Here is a 26,301-nt window from a genome sequence, read left to right as displayed (position 1 = left end):
TTCCATGTCCGCGGAGTACCGGTCGTCGTACCCGGTACCCGCGGCCCCGGCCGCCCCTGCGGCTCCCACCGTTCCGGCGGCGCCGACTCCCACCGCACCGGCGCCCACGGCGCCGGTGCGGTCCTCATCGGACCCGCGCCCCCTCCCCTGTGCGGAGGAGGAGCCCAGCCGGCCCGCGCGCTCCGCCGACCTGGTCTGCAACCAGTCGTAGAGCAACACGGCACCGGCGACCAGGCTGATCCCCACCGACGTCCAGGCCAGCACCACCATGTGCAGGAACAGGCCGCCGAGCAGGAGGGCGAGCGCGATCACTACGAGAATCAGAACGAGCACCAGCATCGGTGAACTCCGTCGTTCGGCAGCGGCACCCGGCCGCTCCCCCGGTCGTCGTCAGTCGTCCGGCAGAACCGGGGGATCAGCTCCCGGTGTCCGCCCTCTGGCCGTACCCCGACGCGGCGTATCCGCCGTTCGAGGTGGACCGTGCGGCGTCCGAGGCCGGTGCCGCGGACCCACGACCCTCGAGGTCCCGGAGCTGGGACTCCAGGTAGGTCTTGAGCCGGGTGCGGTACTCGCGCTCGAACGTACGGAGCTCATCGATCTTCTTCTCCAGCACGGACTTGTCCCGCTGGATGGCGCCGATGATCTCGTTCTGCTTGCGTTCCGCGTCGCTGACCAGCGTCGCGGACTTCTCCCGGGACTGGCGCTCGAGAGTCTCGGCGCGCGTCCGGGCGTCGTTGAGCATGGTCTCGGCACGCGCACGTGCGTCGTTGACCAGGCCGTCGGACTTGGTCCGGGCGTCGGAGAGGAGCTGCTCGGACTTGGTCCGGGCATCCGACAGCATCGTGTCGGCCTCGTTCTTCGCCTCGGCGGTCAGCCGGTCGGCCATCTCCTGCGCCAGGCCGAGCACCTTCGCGGCCTGGACGTGGTGGTCGCCACCGTCCATGCCGCCGTCGGCCAGCTGCGGGGCCGGAGCACCGGCACCCATGCGCGGGGCCTCGGCAGCACGCTGCATCGGAGGCTCCTGGCGCTGGAGCGCCTGGGTCTGCTGGGCGGGGGCCGGCTGGGACCGGGCCTCCTCCAGGTCGGCCTCGGCGTCGCCGAGTCGCTGCTCGAGCGACGCGACCTGGTCTCGGAGGTCGTCGTTCTCCCCGATCAGCCGGGCCAGTTCGGCCTCGACCAGATCGAGGAAGGCGTCGACCTCGTCCTCGTTGTACCCCCGTTTCCCGATCGGGGGTTTGCTGAACGCGACGTTATGAACGTCGGCGGGCGTCAGCGGCATCGGATCACCTCATGCGGTCCTCGGCGGCAACCCGGGTGACTGGGGCTCACACCGGGAAGGGTGGCTTGGTGACGTTCATCAGGATGAACACCACAAGCAACAACACCATAATCGACAGGTCCAGTCCTACGCCGCCTATGCGGACGACGGGGATCACTCTCCGCAGCAACTTGACGGGAGGGTCGGTCGCCGTGAAGACGACCTCCATCGCCACCGCGCTGCCACCGGCCGGACGCCACTGGCGCGCGAAGGTCCGGACCATCTCCACGACGATCCGGGCCGCGAGCAGCAGCCAGAAGAAGAACAGGACGTAATAGATCAAGAGCCTGATGAGGTCACCCACGGCTCAATCCTGCCGGAAAGACCCGCGCTCGGCGATCCTGCGGGCGTCGTCGGCCGACACCTCGATGTCGGCCGGGGTGAGGAGGAACACCCGGCTGGTGACCTTGTCGATCGATCCGCGGAGCGCGAACGCGAGCCCGGCAGCGAAGTCCACCAGGCGTTTTGCGGCCGCGTCGTCCAGTTCGGTCAGGTTCATGATGACCGGCACACCGTCGCGGTAGCGCTCGCCGATCGTCCGCGCCTCGTTGTAGCTGCGGGGCTGCAGGGTGGTGATCGTCGCCGGCGCCGAGGGCGTCCGGTCGCGCTGCTCGGGCACCGCCGACGGGGCCGGCACAGGGGCCACCGGACGCTCCGCACGGACCGGCTCACGGGTCGCGTGGATGCTCTCCGGATCCATCGCCAGAGCGCCCCGGACGGGCGGCGTGGAGCCGCCCGAGAAGCCTCCGGAACCGTGCCCGGACAGGCCCGTGGGCTCCCTGTCCAGGCGCGATTCGGCCCGGACGGCCCGCGCCGGGCGGGAAGCCTCGCGCGCCGGGCGGCCGGACCAGCCGTCGTCGAACGACGACGCGGAGTCCGACGCGTACTCGTTGTAGTCGTCGGGATCGGTGAACCGCCCTCCGGCGGGCGCCCAGCGGTCGCTGCGGTGCCCACTGTGGCCGGTCCGGGACGAGGCGTAGTGCTCCGGCTCGTCCACGAAGTCCATCTCGTCGGCAGGAACCATGCCGAAGTAGGCCTTGAGCCGGTACATCGCGCTCATCCGCTGCTCCCTCACACCCTCATGTCCCCGCCACGCATCCCCGGTAAATGTGATCTTGACGACTCTTCTACCAGCGATTACTGCGAGGCTATCCGCCGGTCCCCCACAAGGGCCGTTCCGACACGCACCACTGTCGATCCGTGACCGACGGCCGTCTCGAGGTCTCCGCTCATTCCGGCCGACATCTCGGTCGCTCCGGGGTGGCCGGCGCGGAGCCGTTGTGCCGCACCGGCGATCGCACCGAACGCGCCGTCCGGCTCGGAACCGAGCGGCGCGACGGCCATCAGGCCCTGCAGTTCGAGGCCCGGCAGGCCTCCCACCAGGTCCGCGAGCTCCATCAGCCCGTCGTCGGCCACGCCGCCGCGCTCGGGGTCGCCGTCGACGCTGTACTGCAGCAGCACCGGCAGCGGGCCGGTCCGGGAGCCGTCCTCGACGGCCGCGGTGGCCGCCCGGTCCAGGGCGCGGGCCAGACGGGGCGAGTCGACCGACTCCACGCGTGTCACCCACGGGAGCACCATCTTGACCTTGTTCCGCTGCAGTCCGCCGACGAAATGCCAGCGCGGCGACGCCTCCGGACGCAGTTCGGCGACCTCTCCGGCCTTCGTCGCGGCCTCCTGGGCCCGGTTCTCGCCGAGCGCGGTGACGCCGAGGTCGAGCAGCGCCGCGACGTCGGAGGCGGGGACGGTCTTCGTCACCGCCAGCAGGGACACCGACGCGGCGTCCCGCCCGGCGGCGGCACACGCGGCGTCGATCCGCTCGCGCACGGCGGCCAGGTTCCGTGCCAGCTCGGCCGATCGGTCGGTGTGATCGTTCATGGCCTCATCGTGCCCCGACCGGGAGGCGGGCGGCACTCTCGCACGAGGGCTCAGGGACGGCGCGGGTCCAGCCAGGTGACCGCGGCCTGGCGTCCGCAGCGGCCGTCGCGGCGGTGGCTGAACAGGTCCGGGTCCTCCATGGTGCAGCGCGGGTCGGTGCCCACGCGGGTCACGCCGAGGTCGGCGAGCCGGCGGGTCAGCCCGGCGCGGAGGTCGAGCCCGGCGGTGCCGGTCCGGGTCCTCGACGCGCTGCCGGGCAGCGCGGCCTCGACCTCGTCGCGCATGACGGCCGGGACCTCGTAGCACCGCCCGCACACCGCGGGCCCGAGCAGGACCTCGAGCCGGTCGGCCCGGGCCCCGAGCTCGGTCATCGCGGCGACCGTCGCGTCCAGCACCCCGGCCGCGGCGCCCTTGCGCCCGGCGTGCGCGGCCCCGACGACCCCGGCCTGCGGGTCGCCGAGCAGGACCGGGACGCAGTCGGCCGCGAGCACCGCCACCCCGAGTCCGGGTGTGGTGGTGACGACGGCGTCGGCGTCCGGACGGTCCGGCGCGGTCGGGCGCGGGGCGTCGGTGACGACGGCGACGGTGGTCCCGTGTACCTGCTGCAGGAACACCGCCCCGGTCAGACCCAGCTCGCGCACCAGCCGATATCGATTGCCCGACACGGCGTCCGGGTCGTCACCGACTCCGCGGCTGAGGTTGAACCGGGCGAACGGGCCGGTGGACCGGCCGCCCGCCCGGGTGGTCGTCACCCGGCGGACGCGCACTAGCGACGCATGAACGGCGGGACGTCCACCTCGTCGTCCGGGCCGTTGTCGACGGCCGGACGCGACGAGGAACCGACGGCCGGCTCGGAGGCGTACTCGCCGACGTGGCGGGTCGGCTCCGGGGCGCGGGCGACGTCGGGCTGGCGCGGGGCCGGCGGGGCGTAGGGCGCGGCGGGCGGGAGCGTGCCGGTCTGGGCGGCGGACGCCGGGGCCGGGACGCTGGCCGGCAGCTCCGGTGCCGGCGGACGCGCGGCCGGGGCCTGCGAGGTCAGCGGGTACTGCCCGTTCGTGGCCGAGGCGTAGGACCCGTTGCCGTTGCCGGTCACCGGCGCGGCCGGGGCCGTCGGGGCGGGCGCCGCCGCCGGAGCGGCCGGGGCCTGCGGTGCGGCACTCGACCCGGTGTTCTGCTGGGCCGTGTTCTGCTGCGCCGTGTTCTGCTGGGCCGTGTTCTGCTGCGCCGTGTTCTGGGACGTCTGGGCCGACGCCGAACGGAACGCGGCCGGCTCGAGCTTCTTGTGCGTGGGCGTGCCGCCCTCGAACCCGGCTGCTATCACGGTGACGCGCACCTCGTCGCCGAGCGAGTCGTCGATCACCGTCCCGAAGATGATGTTCGCCTCGGGGTGTGCCGCCTCCTGGACGAGCGACGCGGCCTCGTGGATCTCGAACAGGCCCAGGTCGGAGCCGCCGGCGACGGACAGGAGCACGCCCTGGGCGCCGTCCATCGACGCCTCGAGCAGGGGCGAGTTGATGGCCTTCTCGGCGGCCTGCACCGCCCGGCCCTCGCCGCGGGCGGACCCGATGCCCATCAGGGCGCTGCCCGCCCCGGACATGACGGACTTGACGTCGGCGAAGTCCAGGTTGATCAGGCCGGGGGTGGTGATCAGGTTCGTGATGCCCTGCACGCCGGAGAGCAGCACCTCGTCCGCGGAGCGGAAGGCGTCCATCAGGGAGACCCCGACGTCGCCGAGCTGCAGCAGCCGGTCGTTCGGGATGACGATCAGGGTGTCGCACTCGTTGCGCAGCGCCTGGATGCCGTCCTCGGCCTGGCCCGCGCGGCGGCGGCCCTCGAACGTGAACGGGCGGGTGACCACACCGATGGTCAGCGCACCGAGCTTGCGGGCGATCGAGGCGATGACGGGCGCGCCACCGGTACCGGTGCCGCCGCCCTCCCCCGCGGTGACGAAGACCATGTCGGCCCCCTTGAGGACCTCCTCGATCTCCTCGGCGTGGTCCTGCGCCGCGCGTCCGCCGACGTCCGGGTTGGCCCCGGCGCCGAGGCCCCGGGTCAGCTCACGGCCGATGTCGAGCTTGACGTCGGCGTCCGACATCAGGAGGGCCTGCGCGTCGGTGTTCACCGCGATGAACTCGACGCCCTTCAGGCCGACCTCGATCATGCGGTTGACGGCGTTCACGCCGCCGCCACCGATGCCGACGACCTTGATCACGGCCAGGTAGTTGTGCGGGGGCGTCATGCGCGGCACCTTCCTCATCGCTCGGGGTCCGGTCCAGCTCCGGGCACCCCGGGCCTTCAGGGGCGAACGCTAGGTCCCGTCCGGTCGGCGGTCCAGCAGGCGCGCCGCGCGGGGACAACAGCCCGTGTGGGTGTTTCTGCAGCGTCCGGCACCTGTCCGTGCACGTCCGGGCACGCGCAGCGACATCGCGCAAGCCCCGTGTCCGGGTGATCACAGTTCACCCGGACGGCATCCGGCGGCCGTCGATCATCGACGGACGGTCGGCAGCGAGGGGCTGGAGACGTCGTAGACGCTGCCCTCCCGGGACAGCAGCGGACCGAGGATCGCGGCCTTCCGCGCCGTCTCGGAGGCCTGCGTGTCGGTCGGGCTCCAGCGGCCCCAGAGGACCCGGCGGCCCTCGGTGAGGGTCAGCTCCAGCGTCGTCCCGCCGGGGCCGGTGACCACCGTCTCCACCTGGTCGCGGACCGGGACCGGCAGCGCGGTGAGCAGGCCCACGGCGGCGAGCGTCGCGGAGTCGTCCGGCGTGACCCGGGGCAGGGTGAGCAGTGGGAGCCGCGGCACCTCCGGCGGGGCACTCCGGTAGGCCAGCCCCGTCGCGTCGACGAGGCGGCGCACGCCGGGTGCGTCGACGACCGCGACCGGCGTGCGCTCGGTCACCGCCACGGTCAGCGCGTCCGGCCAGCTCCGCCCGACCTCGACGGTCGCGACGCCGGGGATGCCGGACACCCGGGCCTGCACGCCCGCGGTGTCGACCGAGGCCAGCGGGGTACCGGGTTCGACGTCGGCGGCGGCCCGCACGTCGGCGGTGGTCACGGCACGGTTGCCGGTGACCCGGACCTCGGACACCGACGGCCCGAACCGTCCGAGCGCCCACCACCCTGCGGCCGCCAGGACGACCAGCAGCACCGCGGCCGCCACCAGGCCGGCGACGATCCGCCGTCGCCGGTAGCGGGCGGTCTCCGCCGACGGTCGCGCGGGACGGGCGGCCGGGCGGTTCCCGCCGGCACCGGCGGTGCCCGTGTCGGAGTCGGCACCGTCCTCGCGGGCGGCCCGCTCGGCCGCGCGTCGTTCACGGACCTTGCGCGCCCGCTCGGCCGCGCTGCGCTGCTGTTCGGGGGTGCGGGGGCTCTTCTCCCCCACACGGTCGGCCGCCCCGGCCCTCCCGGCGCTCTTCCGCTCCCCGGTGCCCTTCCGGCCTGCCGGGCTCGTGGTCTCCGCCAAGCTTCCCGGCTCGGCGGCGTCCGTCCGCTCCGGCGCGACCTTCCCGTCCGCCGGCGCGCCCGCGGTCGCCCGGCCCCGCGCGGGGACGTCCCGGCCGGACCGGCGCCCGCCGCGTCCGCCCGGGCCCGTCATCGCTCCCGGCCGTCCGGGTCGCCCGTCAGCTCGCGCAGGATCTCCGGGCCGAGGACGGTCACGTCGCCGGCGCCCATGGTGATCACCATGTCGCCGTCGACGGCGAGCGCGGCGATGGCGGCCGGGACCTTCTCCCACGACGGTGCCCGGTGCACCCGCTCGGCCGGGAGCCGGACGGCGTCGGTCACCAGCGCGGAGCTGACGCCTGGCTCGGGGTCCTCCCGGGCGCCGTAGATGTCGAGCACCATCACCTCGTCGGCCAGCGACAGCGCCTCGCCGAACTCGGCGGCGAACGTGCGGGTCCGGGAGTAGAGGTGCGGCTGGAACGCGACCAGCACCCGGCCCCTGCGGCCGTGCCCGGTACCCGCGGCCTCGCGGGCGGCGCGCAGGGTCGCGGCCACCTCGGTCGGGTGGTGGGCGTAGTCGTCGTAGACGGTGACGCCCCCGGCGCGGCCCTTGAACTCGAACCGGCGCTGCACGCCGTCGAACCCGCTCAGTCCCTCGGCCAGGCAGTCCGGCGTCACGCCCAGCTCGATCCCGGCCAGGTAGGCGCCCAGCGCGTTGAGCGCCATGTGCTCTCCCGGGACGCCGAGACGCAGCTCGAGCTCCTCGCCGCGGTGGCGGAACCGGACCCGGGAGCCGAAGCCGTCCGGGACGAACTCCAGCAGCCGCGCGTCGGCGCCGCCGGCGACGCTGCGCCCGTAGCGGCGCACCGTGGTCCCGGCCCGCTCGGCGGTGGCGGCCAGCCGGTCCGCGCCCGGGTCGTCGCCGCAGGTCACGAGTACGCCACCGGGGGTCAGCCGCTCCAGGAACCGGTCGAACACGGCCCGGTAGGCCCGCTCGTCGCCGTGGTGGTCGAGGTGGTCGGGCTCGATGTTGGTGACCACCGCGACCGACGGCGCGAACGCGGTGAACGACCCGTCGCTCTCGTCGGCCTCGACGACGAACACGCCACCGGTGCCGTGGTGCGCCCCGGTGCCGGACGCGGTGAGGTCGCCGCCGATCGCGAACGACGGGTCCACGCCGCAGTGCTGCAGCGCGACCGTGGCCATCGAGGTGGTCGACGTCTTGCCGTGCGTCCCGGCGATCGCGACCAGCCGGCGGCCCTGCGTCAGGGCGGCCAGGGCCGTCGCCCGGTGCACGACGGTCAGGCCGCGCTCGCGGGCCGCGGCCAGCTCCGGGTTGGTCTCGCGGATCGCGGTGGAGACCACGACCGTCACGGGCCCGTCGAGCTGGTCCAGGTTCGCCGCATCGTGCCCGACCGCCACATGTGCCCCGAGCGTGCGCAGGGCGAGGACGGGACGCGAGTCGCGGGCGTCGGACCCGGACACCGCGACCCCGCGGGCCAGCAGGATCCGGGCGATGCCGCTCATCCCGGCGCCGCCGATACCGATCAGGTGGACGTGCGCGCCCAGGCCGGGGACCGACGGCTCCGGCGTGGCGGGAACGGACGGCCCGCGCTGTGCCGATGGTTCGTTCGCAGGCTCTCTCACCGCCCGATCACGTCCAGCACGATCCGCGCCATCCGCTCGTCGGCGTCGCCGTGCCCGGCGGCCCGGGCGCGACGGCCCATGTCCAGTGCCCGCGACGGGTCGGTGAGCAGCGGCATCAGCTCGGACAGGGCGCGGTCGCCGGTCAGCTCGTCGTCGGGCACCAGGCGCCCGCCGCCCGCCTCGACGACCGGCCCGCAGTTCAGGGCCTGCTCACCGTTGCCGTGCGGCAGCGGCACGTACACCGCGGGCAGCCCGACGGCGGTCAGCTCGGCCACCGTCGTCATCCCGCTGCGGCCGAGGACGACGTCGGCGGCGGCGTAGGCCAGGTCCATCCGGTCGATGTAGGGCAGTGGCCGGTAGCCCGGCATCGGCGGCGCGGGCGTCCCGCTCCGGCCGTGCGCGTGCAGCACTGCGACCCCGGCGTGCACCAGCGCGGGCAGGGCGTCGGCGACGGCGGTGTTCAGCGTGCGGGCGCCCTGCGAGCCGCCGAAGACCAGCAGAACCGGCCCGCCCGGGGGCAGCCCGAAGTGCCGGCGGGCCTCGCCGCGCAGCGCGGCCCGGTCCAGGCCGGTGATCGAGCGGCGCAGCGGCATGCCGACGACCTGCTCGTGCGCCAGCCCGGTGCCCTCCACGGCCACGCCGACGGCGGCGGCGAACCGGGCGCCGACCTTGTTCGCCAGCCCGGCGCGGGCGTTGGCCTCGTGCACCACGACCGGCACCCGTCCGCGGGCGCCGAGGTAGGCCGGCAGCGAGACGAATCCGCCGAACCCGACGACGACGTCGGCGTGGACCTGGTCGAGCACCTCGCGGACCCGCGAGACGGCGCCGCGGACGCGGCCCGGGAGCTTGAGCAGGTCACCGCTGGGCTTGCGCGGCAGCGGGACCGGCGGGATCAGCTCGAGCTTGTAGCCGCGCGCCGGGATGAGCTGGGTGTCCAGGCCCTTCTCGGTGCCCAGCGCGGTGACCGTGGCCGAGGGGACCAGGCGCCGGATCGCGTCGGCGACGGCCAGCGCGGGCTCGATGTGCCCGGCCGACCCGCCTCCCGCGACGACGATCGACGGGCCGTCGGCGCCGTTCCCGAGGCCGCGGATCTCCATCGTGCGGTCCTCGGGACCGGGATACCGGGGGCCGCTCATCGCGCCACCGACCGCGGTGCGGGCGGGCCCGGGGCCCGGTAGGGCTGCGGCATCGGCAGGCCGAGGATCCTGGCGACGCGGCCCTGCCCGTGCTTGCGCAGGGCGGCCACCGCCTCCGGCTCGTGCCGAGCGGCGTTGGTCATCAGACCGAACACGAACATGGTCACCACCAGTGAGGTGCCTCCGGACGAGATCAGGGGCAGCTGCAGGCCGGTGACCGGCAGCAGGCCCACCACGTACCCGATGTTGATCGACGCCTGGACCACGAGCCAGGTCGTCGACGTGGCCACGACGATCCGCAGCCACGGGTCGGCGCTGCGCGCGGAGATCCGCATGCCGGTGTAGGCCAGCGTCGCGAACAGCCCCAGCACGGCGAACGCGCCGACCAGGCCGAGCTCCTCGCCGATGATGGCGAAGATGAAGTCGTTGTGGGCGTTGGGCAGGTAGTCCCACTTCGCCCGCCCCTGGCCGAGGCCGACGCCGAACAGGCCGCCGTCGGCGAGGGAGTACAGCGCCTGGGTGGCCTGGTAGGCCGGGCCCAGCGGGTCGGCGGTGTTCGGGGCCAGGAACGCCGAGATCCGGCTGGCGCGGTAGCCGGCCGTCAGGCCGAGGATCACCGCGCCGAGCAGACCGCCGCCGGCCAGCGCCGCGAGCAGCTTCATCGGGGCGCCGCCGAAGTACAGCAGCGCGATCATCACGATCCCGGTCGAGATCGTCATGCCGAGGTCGGGCTGCAGCACGAGCAGCGTGAAGATCAGCAGGGTGACCGGGACGACCGGGTTCAGCGCGTGCTTCCAGCGGTGCATCACCGCGCGCCGGGCGACGAGCACGTGCGCGCCCCACAGCGTCAGCGCGACCTTGACCGCCTCCGAGGGCTGCAGCGACACCGGGCCGAACGCGAACCACGCCCGGGACCCGCCGCGCACCGCCCCGATCCCCGGGATCAGCACCGCGACCAGCGCGACGATGCCGGCCAGCAGCAGGAACGGGGCCATCGCCCGCAGCACCCGCGGTGGGATCCGCAGCCCGACGTAGAACAGCACGAACCCGACCGCGCAGAACAGGAGCTGCTTGGTGAACACCGAGTAGGACGAACCACCGTCGGCGAGTGCCTCGACCGACGACGCCGAGAGCACCATGACCAGGCCGAACAGCGTCAGCAGGCCGAACACGCCGAGCACCAGGTGCAGCGAGGTCAACGGGCGGCGCAGCCACTTGCGCAGCCGGCGCACGGCACCCTGGGTACCGGAGCCGACCGACGCGGCGACACCTTGCAGGGTGGGCCCGTCCTTCTCCCCCGCCGCCCGGCTCATGGCCGGGCCCCGGACGCCGCGGGAGCCGACAGGTCGTGCACGGCCGCGGCGAACGCGTCCCCGCGGTGGGCGTAGTCGCGGAACTGGTCCATCGACGCCGCGGCCGGCGCGAGCAGCACCACGTCGCCGGGGCCGGCCAGCTCGGCGGCGCGGCGCACGGCCTCGGGCATCGGGTCCTGCGGCGTCTGCTGCATCCCCTCATGGTCACCCGTGGTGACCTCGCCGACGGGGAGGTCGGGGGCGTGTCGCGCCAGGGCGTCGACGATCGGAGCGCGGTCGGTGCCGATGACGACCACCCCGGCCAGGTGCGCGTGGTGGCGTCGCGCCAGCTCGCCGAGGGTGTCCGCGGAGACCCCCTTGAGCAGGCCGCCCACGATCCAGACGGCGCGGGCGCCGGGCACCCGGGCCGGGACCGCGGCGAGCGCGGCGTCGGCGGCGTGCGGGTTGGTGGCCTTGGAGTCGTCGACGAACGTGACGCCGGCGACCCGGCCGACCGGGGCGCTGCGGTGCGGTCCCGGGGTGAACCCGGCGAGGGCGTCGCGGATCGCGGGAGCCGGGACGCCGTGCGCGCGGGCCAGCGCGGCCGCGGCGAGGGCGTCGGTGACCCCGGGCGGCCCCGCCGGGACGACGGCCGCGGCTCCGAGCAGCTCCCCGCCGCCGAACGCGCGGTCGACGAGCATCCCGTCCCGCACGCCGAGCTGGTCCGGGCCGGGCTCGGCCAGGGTCACCCCGATCCGGCGCGGAGCCGGTGCAGCCTCCAGCAGCCGCGCGGCGACCGGGTCGTCGACGCCGGCGACCGCGACGTCCCCGAGCAGCGCGCGGGCCTTGGCCGCGGCGTAGCCGTCCATCCCGCCGTGCCAGTCGAGGTGGTCCTCGGCGACGTTGAGCACCACCCCGGCGGCCGGGCGGACCGACGGCGACCAGTGCAGCTGGAAGCTGGAGAGCTCGACGGCCAGCACCGCGTGCCCGGCCGCGACCGCGGAGACGACCGGGTAGCCGATGTTGCCGCAGGCCACCGCGTCCTCACCGGCGGAGCGCAGGATCGCGGCGAGCATCTCGGTGGTGGTGGTCTTGCCGTTGGTGCCGGTGACCACGAGCCACACCGGCGGCCGGTCACCCTCCGCGCCCAGGCGCCAGGCCAGCTCCGGCTCGCCGATCACCTCGATCCCGCGCGCGGCGGCCGCGGCGACCAGGGCGTGGTCGGGGCGACGGCCCGGGCTGGTGACGATCACCTCGGTACCGGCGGGGATCTCGTCGGAGGCGCAGCCGCCGACCCCGTCCGGGAGGGCGGCGAGCTTCGTGGGGTCGTCGTCGGACACGGTCACGAGCGCACCGCCCGCGACGAGCGCGTCGACGGCGGCGAGCCCGGAGATCCCGGCCCCCGCCACCAGCACCGCCCGGCCGCCGAAGGGGCCGGTGCCGCCGGGGCCCGTCACTGCCCCGCCGAGGCGCTCAGCCACTCGCTGTAGAAGATGCCCAGCCCCATCGCCGCGCACATCGCCGCGAGCAGCCAGAACCGGATGATGACGGTGGTCTCGGCCCATCCGGCCAGCTCGAAGTGGTGGTGGAACGGTGCCATCCGGAACAGACGTCTCCGCGCCGTCCGGAACACGATGATCTGCAGCGACACCGACAGCGCCTCCACCACGAACACGCCGCCGATGACGACCAGCAGCAGCTCGGTGTGGGTCACCATCGACAGCCCGGCCAGCAGCCCGCCCAGGGCCAGCGAGCCGGTGTCGCCCATGAAGATCCTCGCCGGGGAGGCGTTCCACCAGAGGAACCCGATGCACCCGCCCATCGCGGCCGCGGCGACCAGCGCCACGTCGAGCGGGTCGCGCACCTCGTAGCAGCCCGCGCTGGCGACGACGGCGCAGCTGTTGCGGAACTGCCAGAAGCAGATGATCACGTAGGTGGCCAGCACCATCGCCGACGTGCCGGCGGCCAGGCCGTCCAGGCCGTCGGTCAGGTTCACCGCGTTCGACCAGGCCGCGACGATCAGGTTGCACAGCAGCACGAACCCGACCACGCCGAACGAGAGCACCGTGATGTCGCGGACGAACGAGAGGCTGTCCGAGGCCGGCGTCAGGTTCCGCGAGTTCGCGAACCGCAGCGCGAGCACACCGAAGATGGTCGCGGTCAGCACCTGGCCGACGATCTTCGACGTCTTGTTCAGGCCGAGGTTGCGCTGGCGGCGGATCTTGAGGAAGTCGTCGATGAACCCGACGACGCCCAGGGCCGTGGTCAGGAACAGGACCAGCAGCGCCGAGGCGGTGATGTCCTCGCCGGTGAACAGGTGCGAGCCCAGGTAGCCGACCCAGATCGCCAGCAGGATCGCGACGCCGCCCATGGTCGGGGTGCCGCGCTTGGACTGGTGGCTCTGCGGCCCGTCGGCCCGGATCTCCTGCCCGAACCCCTGCCGGGCGAAGAACTTGATCAGGTACGGCGTGAGCAGGATGGACAGGGCCAGGGCGATGCCCGCGGCCAGGAAGACGCCTCTCACCGGGACACCAGCCCGTCGTTCTCCAGGAGCCCGGCCGCGACCCGCTCCAGCCCGGCGCTGCGCGAGGCCTTGACCAGCACGACGTCGCCGGGCTCGATCTCGGCGCGCAGCAGCGTCAGGGCCTCGGCGACGTCGGCGACGTGCTCGGCGCGCTCGCCGTAGTCCGGACAGCCCAGGGCGACCAGGCGGTCCGCGCCCAGCTGCCCGGCCAGGGCGGCGATCTCGGCGTGCACGCCGGCGCTGCCCTCCCCGATCTCGGCCATCGGTCCCAGCACGGCCCAGCTGCGGCGGTGCCCGGCCCCCTCACCCGTCATCGACTGCAGGGCTCCGAGCGCGGCACGCATGGCCTCCGGGTTCGCGTTGTAGGCGTCGTTGACGACGGTCACCCCGTCGGCCCGGTCGGTGACCTCCATCCGCCAGCGCGACGCGGGCTCCGCGGCCGACAGCGACGCGGCCACCCCGTCGACGTCCGCCCCCAGCTCGAGGGCGACCGCGGCGGCGGCCAGGGCGTTCGACACCTGGTGCCCGCCGACCAGCCTCAGCGCGACGCGGGCCTCACCGTGGGCGGTGACCAGGCGGAACCGGGCGCGGCCCGCGTCCAGCACCACGTCCTCGGCCCGGACGTCCGCCCCGGCCGCGCGGCCGAACGTGACGACGCGGGCGACGGTCCGCGAGGCCATCGCGGCGACGGCCGGGTCGTCGGCGTTGAGCACCGCCACTCCCCCGGCGCCGCTCGTGACACCGGGCAGCGTGGCGCCGGGCGGGAGGGCCTCGACCAGCTCGCCCTTGGCCTGCGCGATCGCGGCCGGCGAGCCGAACTCGCCCAGGTGCGCGCTGCCCACGTTGAGCACCACCCCGATCCGGGGCGGGGCGATCGCGCACAGCGACGCGATGTGGCCGGGCCCGCGGGCGGAGAGCTCCAGGACCAGGTGCCGGGTCGACGGGGTCGCGCGCAGCGCCGTGTACGGCGTGCCCAGCTCGTTGTTGAACGACTCCGGCGGCGCGACCGTCGAGCCCAGCGGGGCCAGGACGGCGGCCAGCAGGTCCTTGGTGGAGGTCTTGCCGGCGCTGCCGGTCACCCCGACCACGGCCAGGCCGGGCAGCGCGTCGACCACGTGGCGCGCGAGCCTCCCGAGAGCGGACAGGACGGCGGCGCCGTGCCCGTCCGGGTCGGTCGCGCCCAGGTAGGTGCCGGTGTTGCGGCCGGGCACCGGCGGTACGACGACGGCGGGCGCGTCGACCTCGCGCCCGGCCAGAACGCCGGCCGCTCCGCGGGCCACCGCCGCGGCGGCGAAGTCGTGCCCGTCCGCGCGCTCGCCGGGCAGGGCCAGGAACAGCCCGCCGTCGGTGATCGCGCGGGAGTCGAACTCCACCGCGGTCACCGTCTCCTCGCCGGAGGCCCGGCTGACCCGACCGCCGGTCACCGCGGCGATCTCGGACAACGTCATCGCGATCATCGCCGCACCTGCCGTCCACCCGTCCCGGCCGCGGTGATCGCCGCGGCCAGCTCGTCGGCGTCGTCGAAGGGGTACTTCACCCCGTGGATCTCCTGACCCGTCTCGTGTCCCTTGCCCGCGACGACGATCGCGTCGCCGGGGCGGGCGGAGGCCACCGCGGCCTCGATCGCCGCGCGCCGGTCGCCGATCTCGACGACCTCGCCGCCGGCCGGTTCGTTCGCGGTCCCGGCCAGCATCTCGGCCCGGATCGCGGCCGGGTCCTCGGAGCGCGGGTTGTCGTCGGTGACGATCAGCAGCTCGGACCGGATGGTCGCGGCCGCCCCCATCATCGGGCGCTTGGCCGTGTCCCGGTCGCCGCCGCAGCCGAGCACCGTGATCACCCGCGCGGTCGGCCGGACCTGCGCGCGCAGGGCATCGAGCAGCGCGGCCACCGCGCCGGGCTTGTGTGCGTAGTCGACGACGGCCAGGAAGTCCTGCCCGGCGTCCACCCGCTGCATCCGGCCCGGGACGTCGAGCGTCGCGAAGCCCTCCGCGGCGACGGCGGGAGGCACCCCGTCGGCGTCCAGGCAGGCCAGCGCGACGAGGGCGTTGGCCACGTTGAACGGGCCGGGCAGGGCCAGGGTGACCGGCTGGGCCAGGCCGTCCGGGCCGTGCGCGACGAACGTCTGGGTGCCGTCGGCGTGCGCGGCCACCCCGCGGGCGGTCCAGGTGGCGTGCACGCCGGGGGTGGTCGCGACCGTGACCGCGTCGCCCTGGCGATCGGCCAGCTGACGGCCCCACTCGTCGTCGATGCACACGACCCCGCGACGGGCCGGCTCGACACCCGCGGCGCCGCCGCCGAACAGGGTGGCTTTGGCCTCGAAGTAGTCGGTCATCGTCGGGTGGAAGTCCAGGTGGTCCTGGGACAGGTTGGTGAACGCGCCGACGGCGAACCGGGTGCCCCCGACGCGCCCGAGCGCGAGCGCGTGGCTGGAGACCTCCATCGCCACGTCGGTGACGCCGGCCTCGACCATCACCGCGAACAGCGCCTGCAGGTCCGGGGCCTCCGGCGTGGTGAACGCGCTGGAGAGGGCGCGCGGCTCGGAGCCGGGGACCGCGACCCGGGTCCGTACCGTCCCGAGCAGGCCGGTGGCCCGCCCGGCCGCGGCCAGACCCGCCTCCAGCAGGTGCCCGACGGTGGTCTTGCCGCTGGTGCCGGTGACGCCGAGGACGCGCATCCGGGCCGTCGGCTCGCCGTAGACGGCGGCCGAGACCGGGCCCAGCACGTCCCGCGGACACGCCGCGACCAGGACCGGGACGCTCGCGCCGCGCACGTCGGGGCGCTCCAGCCCGGCCGGGTCGGTCAGGATCGCGGCCGCGCCGGCGGCCAGGGCCTGCCCGGCGAAGTCGGCGCCGTGCACCCGGGCGCCGGGCAGGGCGGCGAACAGGTCGCCGGGGCGGACGGCGCCGGCGCGCAGGGTGGCGCCGGTGACCGCGGCCGGGCCGTCGAGCAGCGGGCCGGGTCCGGACTGCGCGGCGCGGGGGTTCAGCTCGGCGCCGGCCACCCGGGCGAGGACCGCCACGTCGACGGGGCGCACGTCGGAGGGCCGGTCCGGCAGGGCCGACGCGACGGCCGGCGGCACCGGGGCGGATGCCGTCGTCGGAATCGGGGCCGTGGACACGTCGCGGAGATTACCGGCGGGTCGGATCCGGTCCGGCGGCAGCACCGCCCCCGCCGGGCCGTTCACGGCCCCGTCCGCCGCGCGGGCGCGACCGGGGTCCGCACGGCCGCACGGCGGCGTCCATCCGGCGCACACAGCCCCCCGGTCAGCGGTCCCCCGATCCGGTGGCCGGGCCGCGGCACGGCGGGAGATCCACCCGGTGACCACGGGGACACGCCCGGTGACCACCCGCCGACCGCGCTCGACATCTCACCGGCGCCGGGCGCCGGTCCTCACTTGATCTGCAGCGTCTGCACCGCGGGCGGGGCGACCTGGACCGGGATCGCGTCGCGCTGGGCGATGTAGGTCGCGATCTGGTGGAACAGGCCGGCGGCGCTGGTCCCGCCGCGCGGGGCGTCGAGCTCGATCCCGATCACGAAGCGCGGGTCCTGGGCCGGGAGCATCCCGGCGAAGGTGATCCAGTACTTCGAGTTCGAGTAGCACCCGCAGGCCGGGTCGACCTGCTGCGCGGTGCCGGTCTTGCCCGCCACCTCGTAGCCGGGCACGGCCGCCGCCGGCCCGGTGCCGTTCTGGCCCCGCGCCTTCTGGGTCACCGCACTGAGCATCGTGCGCAGCGTCTTCGCCGTCTCCGGCGAGGTGACCCGCACCTGCTCCGGGGCCGGGGTCGGGACGCGCGTGCCGTCCGGGCCGGTGGTCGCCGCGACGATCCGCGGCGGGATCCGGACACCGTCGTTGGCCACGGCCTGGTACATCCCGGCCATCTGCAGCACGGTCATCGACAGGCCCTGCCCGATCGGCAGGTTGCCGAACGTCGAGCCCGACCAGGTGGCGCGCGCCGGGACGCTGCCCGCGCTCTCCCCCGGCAGGCCGACGCCCGTCTTCTGCCCGATGCCCATCTTGGCCAGCATGTCCGAGAACCGGTCCGGTCCGACCTTCTGCGCGGTCATCAGGGTGCCGACGTTGGAGGACTTCGCCAGCACGCCGGTCAGCGTGTACTGGTCCACCCCGTGGTTCCAGGCGTCCTTGACCGTGCGGTCGGCGACCTTGATGCTGCCGGGCACCGAGAGCACCTCGTCCGGGCGGGCGACGCCGGCCTCCAGTGCCGCGGCCATGGTGACGATCTTGTTCACCGACCCCGGCTCGAACGGCGTGGTGACGGCCTGGTTGCCCAGGCTCTTCGGGTCCGCCGAGAGCAGGTTCGCCGGGTCGAACGAGGTGTTGTCGGCCAGGGCCCGCACCTCGCCGGTCTTCGAGTCGAGCACCACGGCCGACCCGCTCTTCGCCCCGGACGCGCTCACGTAGTCGGCCAGCATCCGCTGAACCTGGAACTGCAGGTCGGAGTCGATCGTGAGCTGCACGTTCGAGCCGGAGACGGCGGGCTGCTCGGAGCGGGTGCTGCCGGGGATGACGGTGTTGCTGCCCTCGGCGGTGTCGGCGATCTGGAAGCCGTCCTGACCGGCGAGCAGGTCGTCGTCGGAGCTCTCCAGGCCGATCCGGCCGATCAGCTTGCGCGCGTCGGCGCTCCAGGTGGCGGCACCGATGATGTTCGACGCCAGGTCCCCGCCCGGGTACTGGCGGGCCTCGCGGTCCTCCTCGGCGATCTCCGGGTACTTCTCCCGCAGGTCGCGCGCCGGGCCGGGGTCGACCTTGGTGCCGAGCACGATGTAGCCACGGTCGGACTCCAGCTGCCCGCGCAGCTCGTCGACCTTGCCGCCGGTGACGGCCGCGACGTCCGTGGCCATCTGCGCCTTGTAGGCCTGCGCCCCGGCCCCCTTGACCGAGTTGATCAGGCGCGGGTTCGTGACCAGGGCCTTGGACTCGGTGGAGAAGGCCAGCAGGTTGCCGTCCCTGTCCGAGATCGCGCCGCGCTCGGCCGGGATGGTGATGCGGCTGGCGCGCTGCTTCTCCGAGTCCGCGGTCAGCGAGCCCGCCTGCACGGTCTGGATCATCACGAGCTTGGCCCCGGAGATGACGAGCAGCGCCGCCAGCAGGACCCAGCCCACGCGCAGCCGGAACCGCGGGTCGTCGGCCGGTGACCGGCGACGCCGCGGGCGGCGCGGAGGGCTGCTGCGCCGGCCCACCGGCCGCGGCGGGGCGGCGGTCGGCATCAGCCGGCCTGGGTGGCGCCGGGCGCCGCGTCGGTGTCGGAGGTGTCCGCGGGCGGGGCGGTGGTCCCGGCCGCGGCAGCGGCGGGGGCGGCAGCGGCGGGGGCGGCAGCGGCGGGGGCCGCGGGCGCCGTGGAGGGGGCCGGGGCGGCGGGCGCGGCGGCAGCGGGCGCGGGGCCTGCCGGGGCACCGGTGGCGGGCGCGGCCGGCACCGCGGGCGCGGTGGCGTGCGCGGCGGTCGGCTCCCCGACGACGTCGATGCGTCCGTCCGGTGCCACCACCAGGCGTGCCGGGTCCTGCACCGGCACCAGGCCGAGCGCACTCGCGCGCTGGGCCAGTGCGGCGGGACTGTTCATCGTCGACACCTGGCGGCGCAGCGTCTCGCTCTGCTCGGTCAGGGTCTGGGCCTGGGCGCGCGCCTCCTGCAGCCGGTAGGAATCACCCGCGGCGGCGGTCGAGAGCCACAGCGTGGTGACCAGGCCGATGACCAGCAGCGTCATGACGACGAGCACGAACTTCGCGCGCCCGGCACTGGCCTGCGCCCGCGCGCCGACGATCCGGCGCAGGCGGTCGTCGCGCTGGTCGCGGGCCCGCTGGGCGCCGGCACCGGCCTTGCGCGTGGTGGCCTGCTTCTTCAGGGCCGCGACGCGGTTCGCCCCGCGCTGGACGGGGATCCGTCCCGGCGCGACCGCTCCCGACCGTCGGGGAGCCTGCTCCCGGGCCGGTGCCCCGCCCCGCCGCTCGATGACCGGAGTACTCATGGCCCCTCACCCCTACCCCTGCTCGTCCCTGCACTGCTGTTGCTCGTACCGCTGCTGCTCATGCCGCCACCCGCTCGGCGGCGCGCAACCGGACCGACGCGGCCCGGGGGTTCTCCTCGATCTCGGCGTCGGTCGCCGGCTCCGAGCCCCGGGTGAGGAGCCGGAACTCCGGCCCGTGCCCGGGGAGCTCCATCGGCAGGTCCACCGGCGTCCGGGAGCGGACGCGCTCGGCCAGCTCGCGCTTGACCATCCGGTCCTCGAGCGAGTGGTAGGCCAGCACGACGATCCGGCCCTGCGGTGCCAGCGCGTCCAGGGCCGCGGGAAGCGCGGCACCCAGGGCGTCCAGCTCGCCGTTGACCTCGATCCGCAACGCCTGGAACGTGCGCTTGGCCGGATGCCCGCCGGTGCGCCGCGACGCCGCCGGCACGGCCCCGTAGAGCAGCTCGACCAGCTCGGCGCTGCGCCGCAGGGGGGCCTTGGTGCGGGCCCGGTCGACGGCGGAGGCGATCCGCCCGGCGAAGCGTTCCTCGCCGTAGTCGCGCAGGATCCGGCGCAGCTCCGGCACCGGGTAGGTGTTGAGGACGTCGGCCGCGGTCGGGCCGGTCGTCGGGTCCATCCGCATGTCGAGGTCGGCGTCGCGGGAGTAGGAGAAACCCCGCTCGTCGGCGTCGAGCTGCAGCGAGGAGACGCCGAGGTCGAACAGCACGCCGTCGACCTGTTCGATGCCCAGCTCGTCGAGGGACTCGGCGATCCGGTCGTAGACGGCGTGCACCAGGTGCAGGCGGTCGGCGTGGGCGGCGAGCCGGCGCCCGGCCATCTCCAGTGCCTGCGGGTCACGGTCCAGACCGACGACGGTCAGCTCGGGGTGCGCGGCCAGCAGCGCCGCGGAGTGCCCGCCGAGTCCGAGCGTCGCGTCGACGAACACCGCCGGTCGCCCGGTGAGGGCGGGGGCGAGCAGGTCCGACACGCGGTCCAGGAGGACCGGCACGTGCCGGGCGGGGGTGTCGTCGTCGGTCGTTGCGTCCATCCACCCACCCCCTGTCGTTCGCGCTCCCGGCGGTACTGCGGTCCGGGTGCACCGGTCGGTCCCCGGTCCCGGCCCGCCGTGGCGGCCCGGGACCGGAGGTGGCCGGTCCCGCACCGACGCCCCGATCCCTACCGGCTCCCACAGCCGGCGCGGACCGTCAGCGCCTGCGGTCCACCTCCCACCCGAACTCCCCAGTCGAGGTGACCGACGCCGTCCCCATCTCAGATGCCGTGTCGGCGGACCTGGCACCGGGGAAGGTGCGCCAGGGCCTCCGTGGAGTCCGCGGGGAAGCCGCGGTCACGGCACCTGAGATGGAGACGGCGGCGTAGAGGTGTCGTCCTCTGCAACGTCGTTCTCACCATGCGCAGGTGGCGATGGCTAGAACATGCCGGGCAGAACCTCCTCCTGGGCCTTCGCGAACTCGTCCTCGTGCTGTTCCTGGTACGACTGCCAGGCCTGCGCGTCCCAGATCTCGGCGCGCGTGAACGCGCCGATCACCACGCAGTCCTTCGACAGCCCGGCGTACCGGCGCAGCTCGGGAGTGATCGCGATCCGCCCCTGGGCGTCGGGGTTCTGCTCGTCGGTGCCCGAGAAGAGGTTGCGCTGGAAGACCCGCGCCGACTCGTTCGTCAGCGGCGCCGCGGCGATCTTGCCGGCCATCTCGGTGAAGGCCTCACGGGTGAAGACGTAAAGACAGTGGTCCTGCCCTTTCGTGATCATCAGCCCGCCTCGCAGCTCGTCGCGGAATTTCGCGGGCAGCGTGAGCCGCCCCTTGTCGTCCAGCTTCGGGGTGTAGGTGCCGAGGAACACCTGACCCCACCTCCCCTGGAGCCCCGTTTCGCTCCAGCGATCACCACACTACCCCACCATGACCCACCGTCAACCCGAGCTGACCATGCCGTACCGCATCTTGGGTACGTCTGCGCAGGTCACGGGCGGTGGAGGAAGGTGGGGCCGGTGCGGCGGCACCACCCGGACGCGGGACCCCGCTCCCCCGAAACCCTTCGGCGCCCCTTTTCACCCCCACCGGCGTCACGACCGCATCGCCGCAGGTCAGCGGCATGCCGTCGCCGATGTGGCCGGATCCGTGCGGGATCGGGGGGCGCGGTGGGGAGAGCGGTGGGGAGCCCCGGGGGGCGTCGCGGGGGCGCCGGTGGTGGGCGGTGGGGACGGCGGTGGTGGGTCGTGGGGGACGCGGTGGGCGACGGTGGGGACGGGCTCTCCCCGGAGCGGCCGGGACCACGGCCCGCCACCCGATCGGGCACGGTTTGACAGACTGGGTGCGGAGTCCATCCCGAGGAGGCCCGTTGTCGTCGTCCGCGCTGTCCGCCGGATCCCTGTCCGGAACCGCGGCACCCGGAGCCGCCTCGGGCGCGACCCGGGTCGGCGGGGCCGACCCCGCCCGTCCCGAGCCCGGGCCCGAGCAGATGGGCCCGGCCGCCGTCGCCGACCTGTCCGGACGGATCGCCGCGGCGATGGCCCGGATCATCGTCGGCAAGCCCGAGGCCATCCGGCTGGCACTGGTCTCGCTGCTGTCCGAGGGCCACCTGTTGCTCGAGGACGTGCCCGGTGTCGGCAAGACCTCGCTGGCCAAGGCCCTCGCCCGCTCGATCGATTGCTCGGTGAGCCGGGTGCAGTTCACCCCGGACCTGCTGCCCGGTGACATCACCGGCACCTCGGTGTTCAACCGGCAGACCTCGGAGTTCGAGTTCCGCCCGGGCCCGGTGTTCGCCAACATCGTGATCGCCGACGAGATCAACCGGGCCTCGCCCAAGACGCAGTCGGCGCTGCTGGAGTGCATGGCCGAGCACCAGGTCACCGTCGACGGCGGCACCTACCCGCTCGGGGACCCGTTCATGGTCGTCGCCACCCAGAACCCGGTGGAGATGGACGGCACCTATCCCCTGCCCGAGGCCCAGCGCGACCGGTTCACGATCCGGATCAGCGTCGGCTACCCGGACCCGGCCGCCGAGCTGGCCATGCTCGACGAGCACGGCGCGGCCGAGCCGCTGGACCGGATGCGCCCGGTCACCGACGTCCGGACGCTGCGGGCGATGATCGCCTCGGTCCGGAACCTGCACGTGGCCGCCGAGGTGCGCCGCTACTGCGTCGAGATCGTCGGGGCGACCCGCAAGCTGCCCGAGGTGCGTCTCGGCGCGTCGCCGCGCGCGACGCTGCACCTGGTCCGGGCCGCTCGCGCACACGCCGCGACGGCCGGGCGCGGGTACGTCGTCCCGGACGACGTACAGGCCGTCGCCGTGCCGGTCCTGGCGCACCGCCTGCTGCTCGGGCCGGAGGGGGTCGCCGCCCGCCGGTCGGCCGCCGACCTCGTCCGCACCTGCGTCGGGCGGATCGCCGTGCCGTCCCCTCCCCGTGGCTAGTGCTCCCGGGGCCGGGAAGCGCCGCGTCGGGCTCACCGTCCGCGGGCGCTGCCTGCTGGCCGGCGGGGCCGCGATGGCCGTCTCGGCGATCGTGCTCGACGAGCGGGACCTGGTCCGGATCGGGCTGTTCGTGATCCTGCTGCCGCTGCTGGCGCTGGCGTTCTCGTTGCGCGCCAAGCGGACCCTGCAGGTCTCCCGGAGCCTGTCGCCGGCCCGGGTCCCCGCCGGGGACACGACGACGGCCGGGCTGCGGATCGCCGGCGGGGCGCTGCTGGGCTCGCTGCGGATCGCCGACACGGTGCCGGACGCGGCGGGCCCGTCCGACCGGCACCCGCCCCGGTTCACCGTGCACCGCCTCGGACGGCGCGGCGCGCGGGTGACCTATCCCCTGCGCCCGCAGGTCCGCGGCGCCTACCGGGTCGGGCCGCTGCGCGGCCGGGCCACCGACCCGCTCGGCCTGGCCGAGTTCAGCAACGACCTGCTCGACGCCGACCGCCTGCTCGTGCTGCCACGCGTCGTCCCCCTGACCGGACGCCCGGTCGTCGCCTCGACCGCACTCGGCCGGGCCACCGACGGCGGCTCCCGCCAGGGCTCGGGCCGCCCGGACGTGCTCATCCGGCCCTACCAGCAGGGCGACGAGATGCGACGGGTGCACTGGCGCTCGACCGCCCGGCGCGACGAGCTCATGGTGCGCCTCGACGAGCGCCCGGACCCGACCGGCGTCACCGTCCTGCTCGACCGCCGCGACGACGCCCACCGCGGGCACGGCGCCGCGTCGAGCCTGGAGTTCGCGGTGTCGCTGACCGCCAGCATCTGCGTGCACCTGCTGGGCCGCCGCGAGTCGGTGGAGCTGATCACGGAGGACGGGGCGGTGCTGGCCCCGGCGCCCACCGGCTCGGCCGGGACCGAGGACCGGATCGCCCGGCACCTCGACGCGCTGGCGCTGCTGCGCCCGTCGGCCGCCGGTGAGCTCGGCGGGGGCGTGTCCACGCCGGCCGACGCCGGCGTCCTGGCCGTGCTCGGGGCGATGACGCCGGATGCCGTCGCCGGTCTCGTCGCCGCACACCCGCGCGGCGGGCACGCCGTGCTGCTCGACGTCGAGGGCTGGGCCGCCCGCGAGGCGGTCCCGTCCGCGCGCCGGCCGGTGCGCAGCACGGTCGAGGACGCCGCGGCCCGCCTGCGCCGCGCCGGATGGCACGCGAGCGTGGTCACCGCCGGGACGCCGGTCGAGCAGGCCTGGGCCGCCGTGTGCGGCACCGCCCCGATGGCCGGGGCGCCGGCGTGAGCGCGCCGGCCCCTCCCCGTCCGCGGACGGAGGAGCGCGGCGCCCCGGACCGGGACCCCCGCGCCCTGCTGCGCAGCTTGCTGGCCCCGCTCGGTGTCGCGGTCGCGGTGCTGCTGGCCGGGGCCGCGGTCGGGACCGCCGTGCAGGGCGCGGCCTGGTTCGGCCACGCCGTGCTCTCCGTCGTCGTGGTCGTGGTCGTCGGGGTCGCGCTGCTGCGCACCCGGTCCTGGCTGGTCGCGCCCGGGCAACTGGTCGCCCTGCTGCTGCTGGTCACGGCGTTGTTCACGGAGAACGGCCTGCTCGGGCTCGTGCCCGGACCGGCCGCGTTCGGCGAGCTGGGGACACTGCTGGCCGGGGCCGGGGAGCAGATCAACTCCGGCATTCCGCCGGTGCCGGCGAGCCCGGAGATCCTGCTGCTGGTCACGCTGGCGTTCGGCGTACTCGCGATCGCGGTGTTCGGGCTCGCGGTGACCGTCGGTGCCCCGGCCGCGGCCGGGGTCCCGCTGCTGTGCGTGTTCGCCGTCCCGACCGCCCTGGACGACCAGTTGCTGCCCTGGTGGTCGATGGCCGCGGCCGCCGCCGGGTTCGGCATCCTGCTCGTCGCCCGCGGTGACCGGCTGCGCCAGGCCCCGGGCGGGGTCGCGATCGCCGCCCTCGCCGTCGTCGGGGCACTGCTCCTCGGGACCGCGGCCACCGCCGTCGGGACGGCCGGGCGGTTCGAGTCCGGCACCGACGGCGCCGGGTCCGACGGCGCGATCGGGCTGAACCCGTTCACGTCGCTGCGCGGGCAGCTGACCCGCTCCGAGCCGCGGGACCTGTTCCGGGTCTCCGGGCTCGAGCAGCCCGTCTACATGCGGGCGCTGACGCTGCAACGCTACGTGCCGCAGTCCGGCTGGCAGGCCGGGCGCCCGCTGCCCGGCGTGCCGCTCGCCGGCCCGCTGCCCCCGAGCACGTCCGGCCCGGCCCGCGACGCGACCGCGCAGGTCGCGAACCTGGGCTTCGAGGACTACTGGCTGCCGGTGTTCGGCGACCCGACGTCGATCGTCGGGCCGTCGGAGACGGACTGGTCCTACGACGCCGCGGGCGGGATCGCCTACAGCAACAGCCCGTTGCAGGAGGACGGCTGGACCCAGCGGATGCGGCTACCCGACCCGTCCGCGGGCGCGCTGCGTGCCGCGACCGGCGGGTCCGGTGTGGACCCCGCCTATCTGGATACCGACGGCGTCGACCCGCGGGTGACCGCGATCTCCCGCCAGGTCACCGCAGCGGCCTCGACCCCGTTCGACCGGGCGATGGCGCTCAACGAGTACTTCTCCGGGCCGGGCAGCCGGTTCCGCTACAGCCTGCAGACCGCGCCCGGTGGCGGCGGCGACGCGCTGGTGGACTTCCTGACCCGCGGCCGGACCGGCTACTGCGAGCAGTTCGCCTCGGCGATGGCGGTGATGCTGCGCGCGGTCGACGTCCCGGCCCGGGTCGCCGTCGGGTTCACCGCGGGAACCGCCGGCCCGGACGGGCGCACGGTGACGACGAACGACGCCCACGCGTGGGTGGAGGCCTGGTTCCCCGGTTACGGCTGGCAGACCTTCGACCCCACCCCGCTCGCCGACGGCCGCACCGTGGAGCCGCAGTACGTGCAGCAGGCCCGTGCCGAGGCCGGCGGTGCGCCCGCGCCGGACGATCCCGCCGCCGCCGTGCCGCCGCCCCCGGCCGCCCAGCAGCCCGCTCCGCCCACTCCCGAGGCCGCGCCGACCCCCGAGCCCGCCCCGGAGGACGGGGACCCCGCCGCGACCGGCGGCGGTTCCGTCCTGCCGACCGTGCTGACGGTGCTCGCCGTCCTGGTGGCGCTGGCCGTGCTCGGTGCGCTGCCGTTCCTGCTGCGCCGCCGTCAGCAGCAGCGACGCACCGGGCTGGCCCGCGCGGGCGGCGAGGGCGCGGCCGCGGCGGCGTGGGCGGAGGTGCTGGCCGTGTCCCGCGACCACGGTGTCGCGCCGCGGCCCGGGGACACCGTCCGCACCACCGCCGAGCGCATCGGGGACGCCCACGACCTCGGCGAGCCGGCGCGGCGCAGCCTGTCCGAGCTCAGCGACCGCGTCGAGGCGGCCTGGTACGGCGGGATGCTCCCCGAGCCGGGGGCACTCGACCCCCTCGTGGCCGAGGTCAGTGCCGGGATCACCGCGGCCGGGACCCCGCTCACCGCGCGGCTGCTGCCCCCGTCGGTACTCCCGGCACCGCGGCCGGGCCCGGACACCGAGCCGGCCGACAGCACACCCTGAGGTCCCGACGCAGGAGAACCGGCGGTGGGCCGCGTCGGCGCCGTGCCCGGACGACGACGGGGCCGGGTCGATCAAGGGGCTGTACGACCAAGGGCGGGACGACGAAGGGGCGGGACACCGT

The 26,301-nt window shown here is 75.2% G+C and carries 21 protein-coding genes; 3 read left to right on the top strand and 18 right to left on the bottom strand.

Annotated elements, in window-relative coordinates; genetic code table 11:
- Positions 1-415: 415 nt before the first annotated feature.
- From wag31 to mraZ, 18 genes are all read right to left on the bottom strand, one after another.
- Positions 416-1,279 carry a DivIVA-like cell division protein Wag31 gene (gene wag31 / locus EV383_RS10165; RefSeq protein WP_130289683.1) on the bottom strand — a complete coding sequence of 288 codons (864 nt, stop codon included), beginning with the start codon at positions 1,277-1,279 and terminating at the stop codon, positions 416-418.
- Between the two features lie 46 nt (positions 1,280-1,325).
- On the bottom strand, positions 1,326-1,622 hold the full coding sequence (locus EV383_RS10160; protein ID WP_130289682.1) for a YggT family protein: 297 nt from the start codon (positions 1,620-1,622) through the stop codon (positions 1,326-1,328).
- 3 nt (positions 1,623-1,625) lie between these two features.
- Positions 1,626-2,378: a cell division protein SepF gene (locus tag EV383_RS10155; protein ID WP_130289681.1), complete on the bottom strand. Its 753-nt coding sequence runs from the start codon at positions 2,376-2,378 to the stop codon at positions 1,626-1,628.
- 77 nt (positions 2,379-2,455) lie between these two features.
- The gene (locus EV383_RS10150) at positions 2,456-3,193 is read right to left on the bottom strand and encodes a YggS family pyridoxal phosphate-dependent enzyme (protein ID WP_130289680.1); all 738 of its coding nucleotides are present in this window, start codon (positions 3,191-3,193) and stop codon (positions 2,456-2,458) included.
- A gap of 50 nt (positions 3,194-3,243) precedes the next feature.
- The gene (gene pgeF / locus EV383_RS10145) at positions 3,244-3,960 is read right to left on the bottom strand and encodes a peptidoglycan editing factor PgeF (protein ID WP_130289679.1); all 717 of its coding nucleotides are present in this window, start codon (positions 3,958-3,960) and stop codon (positions 3,244-3,246) included.
- Positions 3,960-5,432 carry a cell division protein FtsZ gene (gene ftsZ / locus EV383_RS10140; RefSeq protein WP_130289678.1) on the bottom strand — a complete coding sequence of 491 codons (1,473 nt, stop codon included), beginning with the start codon at positions 5,430-5,432 and terminating at the stop codon, positions 3,960-3,962. The genes pgeF and ftsZ overlap by 1 nt, the downstream gene beginning before the upstream one ends.
- Positions 5,433-5,678: 246 nt before the next feature.
- Positions 5,679-6,785 carry a cell division protein FtsQ/DivIB gene (locus tag EV383_RS10135; RefSeq protein WP_130289677.1) on the bottom strand — a complete coding sequence of 369 codons (1,107 nt, stop codon included), beginning with the start codon at positions 6,783-6,785 and terminating at the stop codon, positions 5,679-5,681.
- Positions 6,782-8,200, bottom strand: a complete 1,419-nt coding sequence (gene murC, locus EV383_RS10130; protein ID WP_278044864.1) for a UDP-N-acetylmuramate--L-alanine ligase — start codon at positions 8,198-8,200, stop codon at positions 6,782-6,784. Before murC ends, EV383_RS10135 begins: the two co-directional genes overlap by 4 nt.
- A 74-nt stretch (positions 8,201-8,274) precedes the next feature.
- Complete coding sequence (locus EV383_RS10125) at positions 8,275-9,375, bottom strand: UDP-N-acetylglucosamine--N-acetylmuramyl-(pentapeptide) pyrophosphoryl-undecaprenol N-acetylglucosamine transferase (protein WP_207223780.1); 1,101 nt, start codon at positions 9,373-9,375, stop codon at positions 8,275-8,277.
- Positions 9,376-9,410: 35 nt separating this feature from the next.
- A complete protein-coding gene (gene ftsW / locus EV383_RS10120) occupies positions 9,411-10,727 on the bottom strand; it encodes a putative lipid II flippase FtsW (protein WP_130289675.1) in 1,317 nt (438 codons plus the stop codon).
- On the bottom strand, positions 10,724-12,187 hold the full coding sequence (murD, locus tag EV383_RS10115) for a UDP-N-acetylmuramoyl-L-alanine--D-glutamate ligase (protein WP_242623003.1): 1,464 nt from the start codon (positions 12,185-12,187) through the stop codon (positions 10,724-10,726). Before murD ends, ftsW begins: the two co-directional genes overlap by 4 nt.
- Complete coding sequence (gene mraY, locus EV383_RS10110) at positions 12,160-13,230, bottom strand: phospho-N-acetylmuramoyl-pentapeptide-transferase (protein ID WP_130289673.1); 1,071 nt, start codon at positions 13,228-13,230, stop codon at positions 12,160-12,162. The genes murD and mraY overlap by 28 nt, the downstream gene beginning before the upstream one ends.
- A complete protein-coding gene (locus tag EV383_RS10105) occupies positions 13,227-14,687 on the bottom strand; it encodes a UDP-N-acetylmuramoyl-tripeptide--D-alanyl-D-alanine ligase (RefSeq protein WP_130289672.1) in 1,461 nt (486 codons plus the stop codon). Before EV383_RS10105 ends, mraY begins: the two co-directional genes overlap by 4 nt.
- Positions 14,684-16,348, bottom strand: coding sequence for a UDP-N-acetylmuramoyl-L-alanyl-D-glutamate--2,6-diaminopimelate ligase (locus tag EV383_RS10100; RefSeq protein ID WP_242623002.1), 1,665 nt, complete (start codon positions 16,346-16,348; stop codon positions 14,684-14,686). The genes EV383_RS10105 and EV383_RS10100 overlap by 4 nt, the downstream gene beginning before the upstream one ends.
- Before the next feature lie 272 nt (positions 16,349-16,620).
- Positions 16,621-18,456: a peptidoglycan D,D-transpeptidase FtsI family protein gene (locus EV383_RS10095; RefSeq protein WP_130289671.1), complete on the bottom strand. Its 1,836-nt coding sequence runs from the start codon at positions 18,454-18,456 to the stop codon at positions 16,621-16,623.
- Entirely contained in the window at positions 18,456-19,214 is a 759-nt protein-coding gene (gene ftsL, locus EV383_RS10090) for a cell division protein FtsL (protein WP_130289670.1), read from the bottom strand. Before ftsL ends, EV383_RS10095 begins: the two co-directional genes overlap by 1 nt.
- A 58-nt stretch (positions 19,215-19,272) precedes the next feature.
- The gene (gene rsmH, locus EV383_RS10085; protein WP_130289669.1) at positions 19,273-20,241 is read right to left on the bottom strand and encodes a 16S rRNA (cytosine(1402)-N(4))-methyltransferase RsmH; all 969 of its coding nucleotides are present in this window, start codon (positions 20,239-20,241) and stop codon (positions 19,273-19,275) included.
- A 378-nt stretch (positions 20,242-20,619) separates the two neighbouring features.
- Positions 20,620-21,051, bottom strand: a complete 432-nt coding sequence (gene mraZ, locus EV383_RS10080) for a division/cell wall cluster transcriptional repressor MraZ (protein WP_130289668.1) — start codon at positions 21,049-21,051, stop codon at positions 20,620-20,622.
- 497 nt (positions 21,052-21,548) lie between these two features.
- Here mraZ and EV383_RS10075 point away from each other — a divergent pair, with 497 nt between their 5' ends.
- Genes EV383_RS10075 through EV383_RS10065 form a run of 3 tightly spaced genes read left to right on the top strand, consistent with a single transcriptional unit; the run spans position 21,549 to position 26,180 of the window.
- Positions 21,549-22,622 carry an AAA family ATPase gene (locus tag EV383_RS10075; RefSeq protein ID WP_242623001.1) on the top strand — a complete coding sequence of 358 codons (1,074 nt, stop codon included), beginning with the start codon at positions 21,549-21,551 and terminating at the stop codon, positions 22,620-22,622.
- Entirely contained in the window at positions 22,615-23,907 is a 1,293-nt protein-coding gene (locus tag EV383_RS10070; protein WP_130289667.1) for a DUF58 domain-containing protein, read from the top strand. The genes EV383_RS10075 and EV383_RS10070 overlap by 8 nt, the downstream gene beginning before the upstream one ends.
- Positions 23,904-26,180 (top strand): transglutaminase TgpA family protein, encoded by a 2,277-nt coding sequence (locus EV383_RS10065; protein WP_130289666.1) that lies wholly within the window; start codon positions 23,904-23,906, stop codon positions 26,178-26,180. Before EV383_RS10070 ends, EV383_RS10065 begins: the two co-directional genes overlap by 4 nt.
- Positions 26,181-26,301: the final 121 nt, after the last annotated feature.

Origin of the sequence: Pseudonocardia sediminis (assembly GCF_004217185.1) — a bacterium.
Lineage (GTDB): Bacteria > Actinomycetota > Actinomycetes > Mycobacteriales > Pseudonocardiaceae > Pseudonocardia > Pseudonocardia sediminis.
This window is presented reverse-complemented; position numbering and strand designations above follow the sequence as displayed.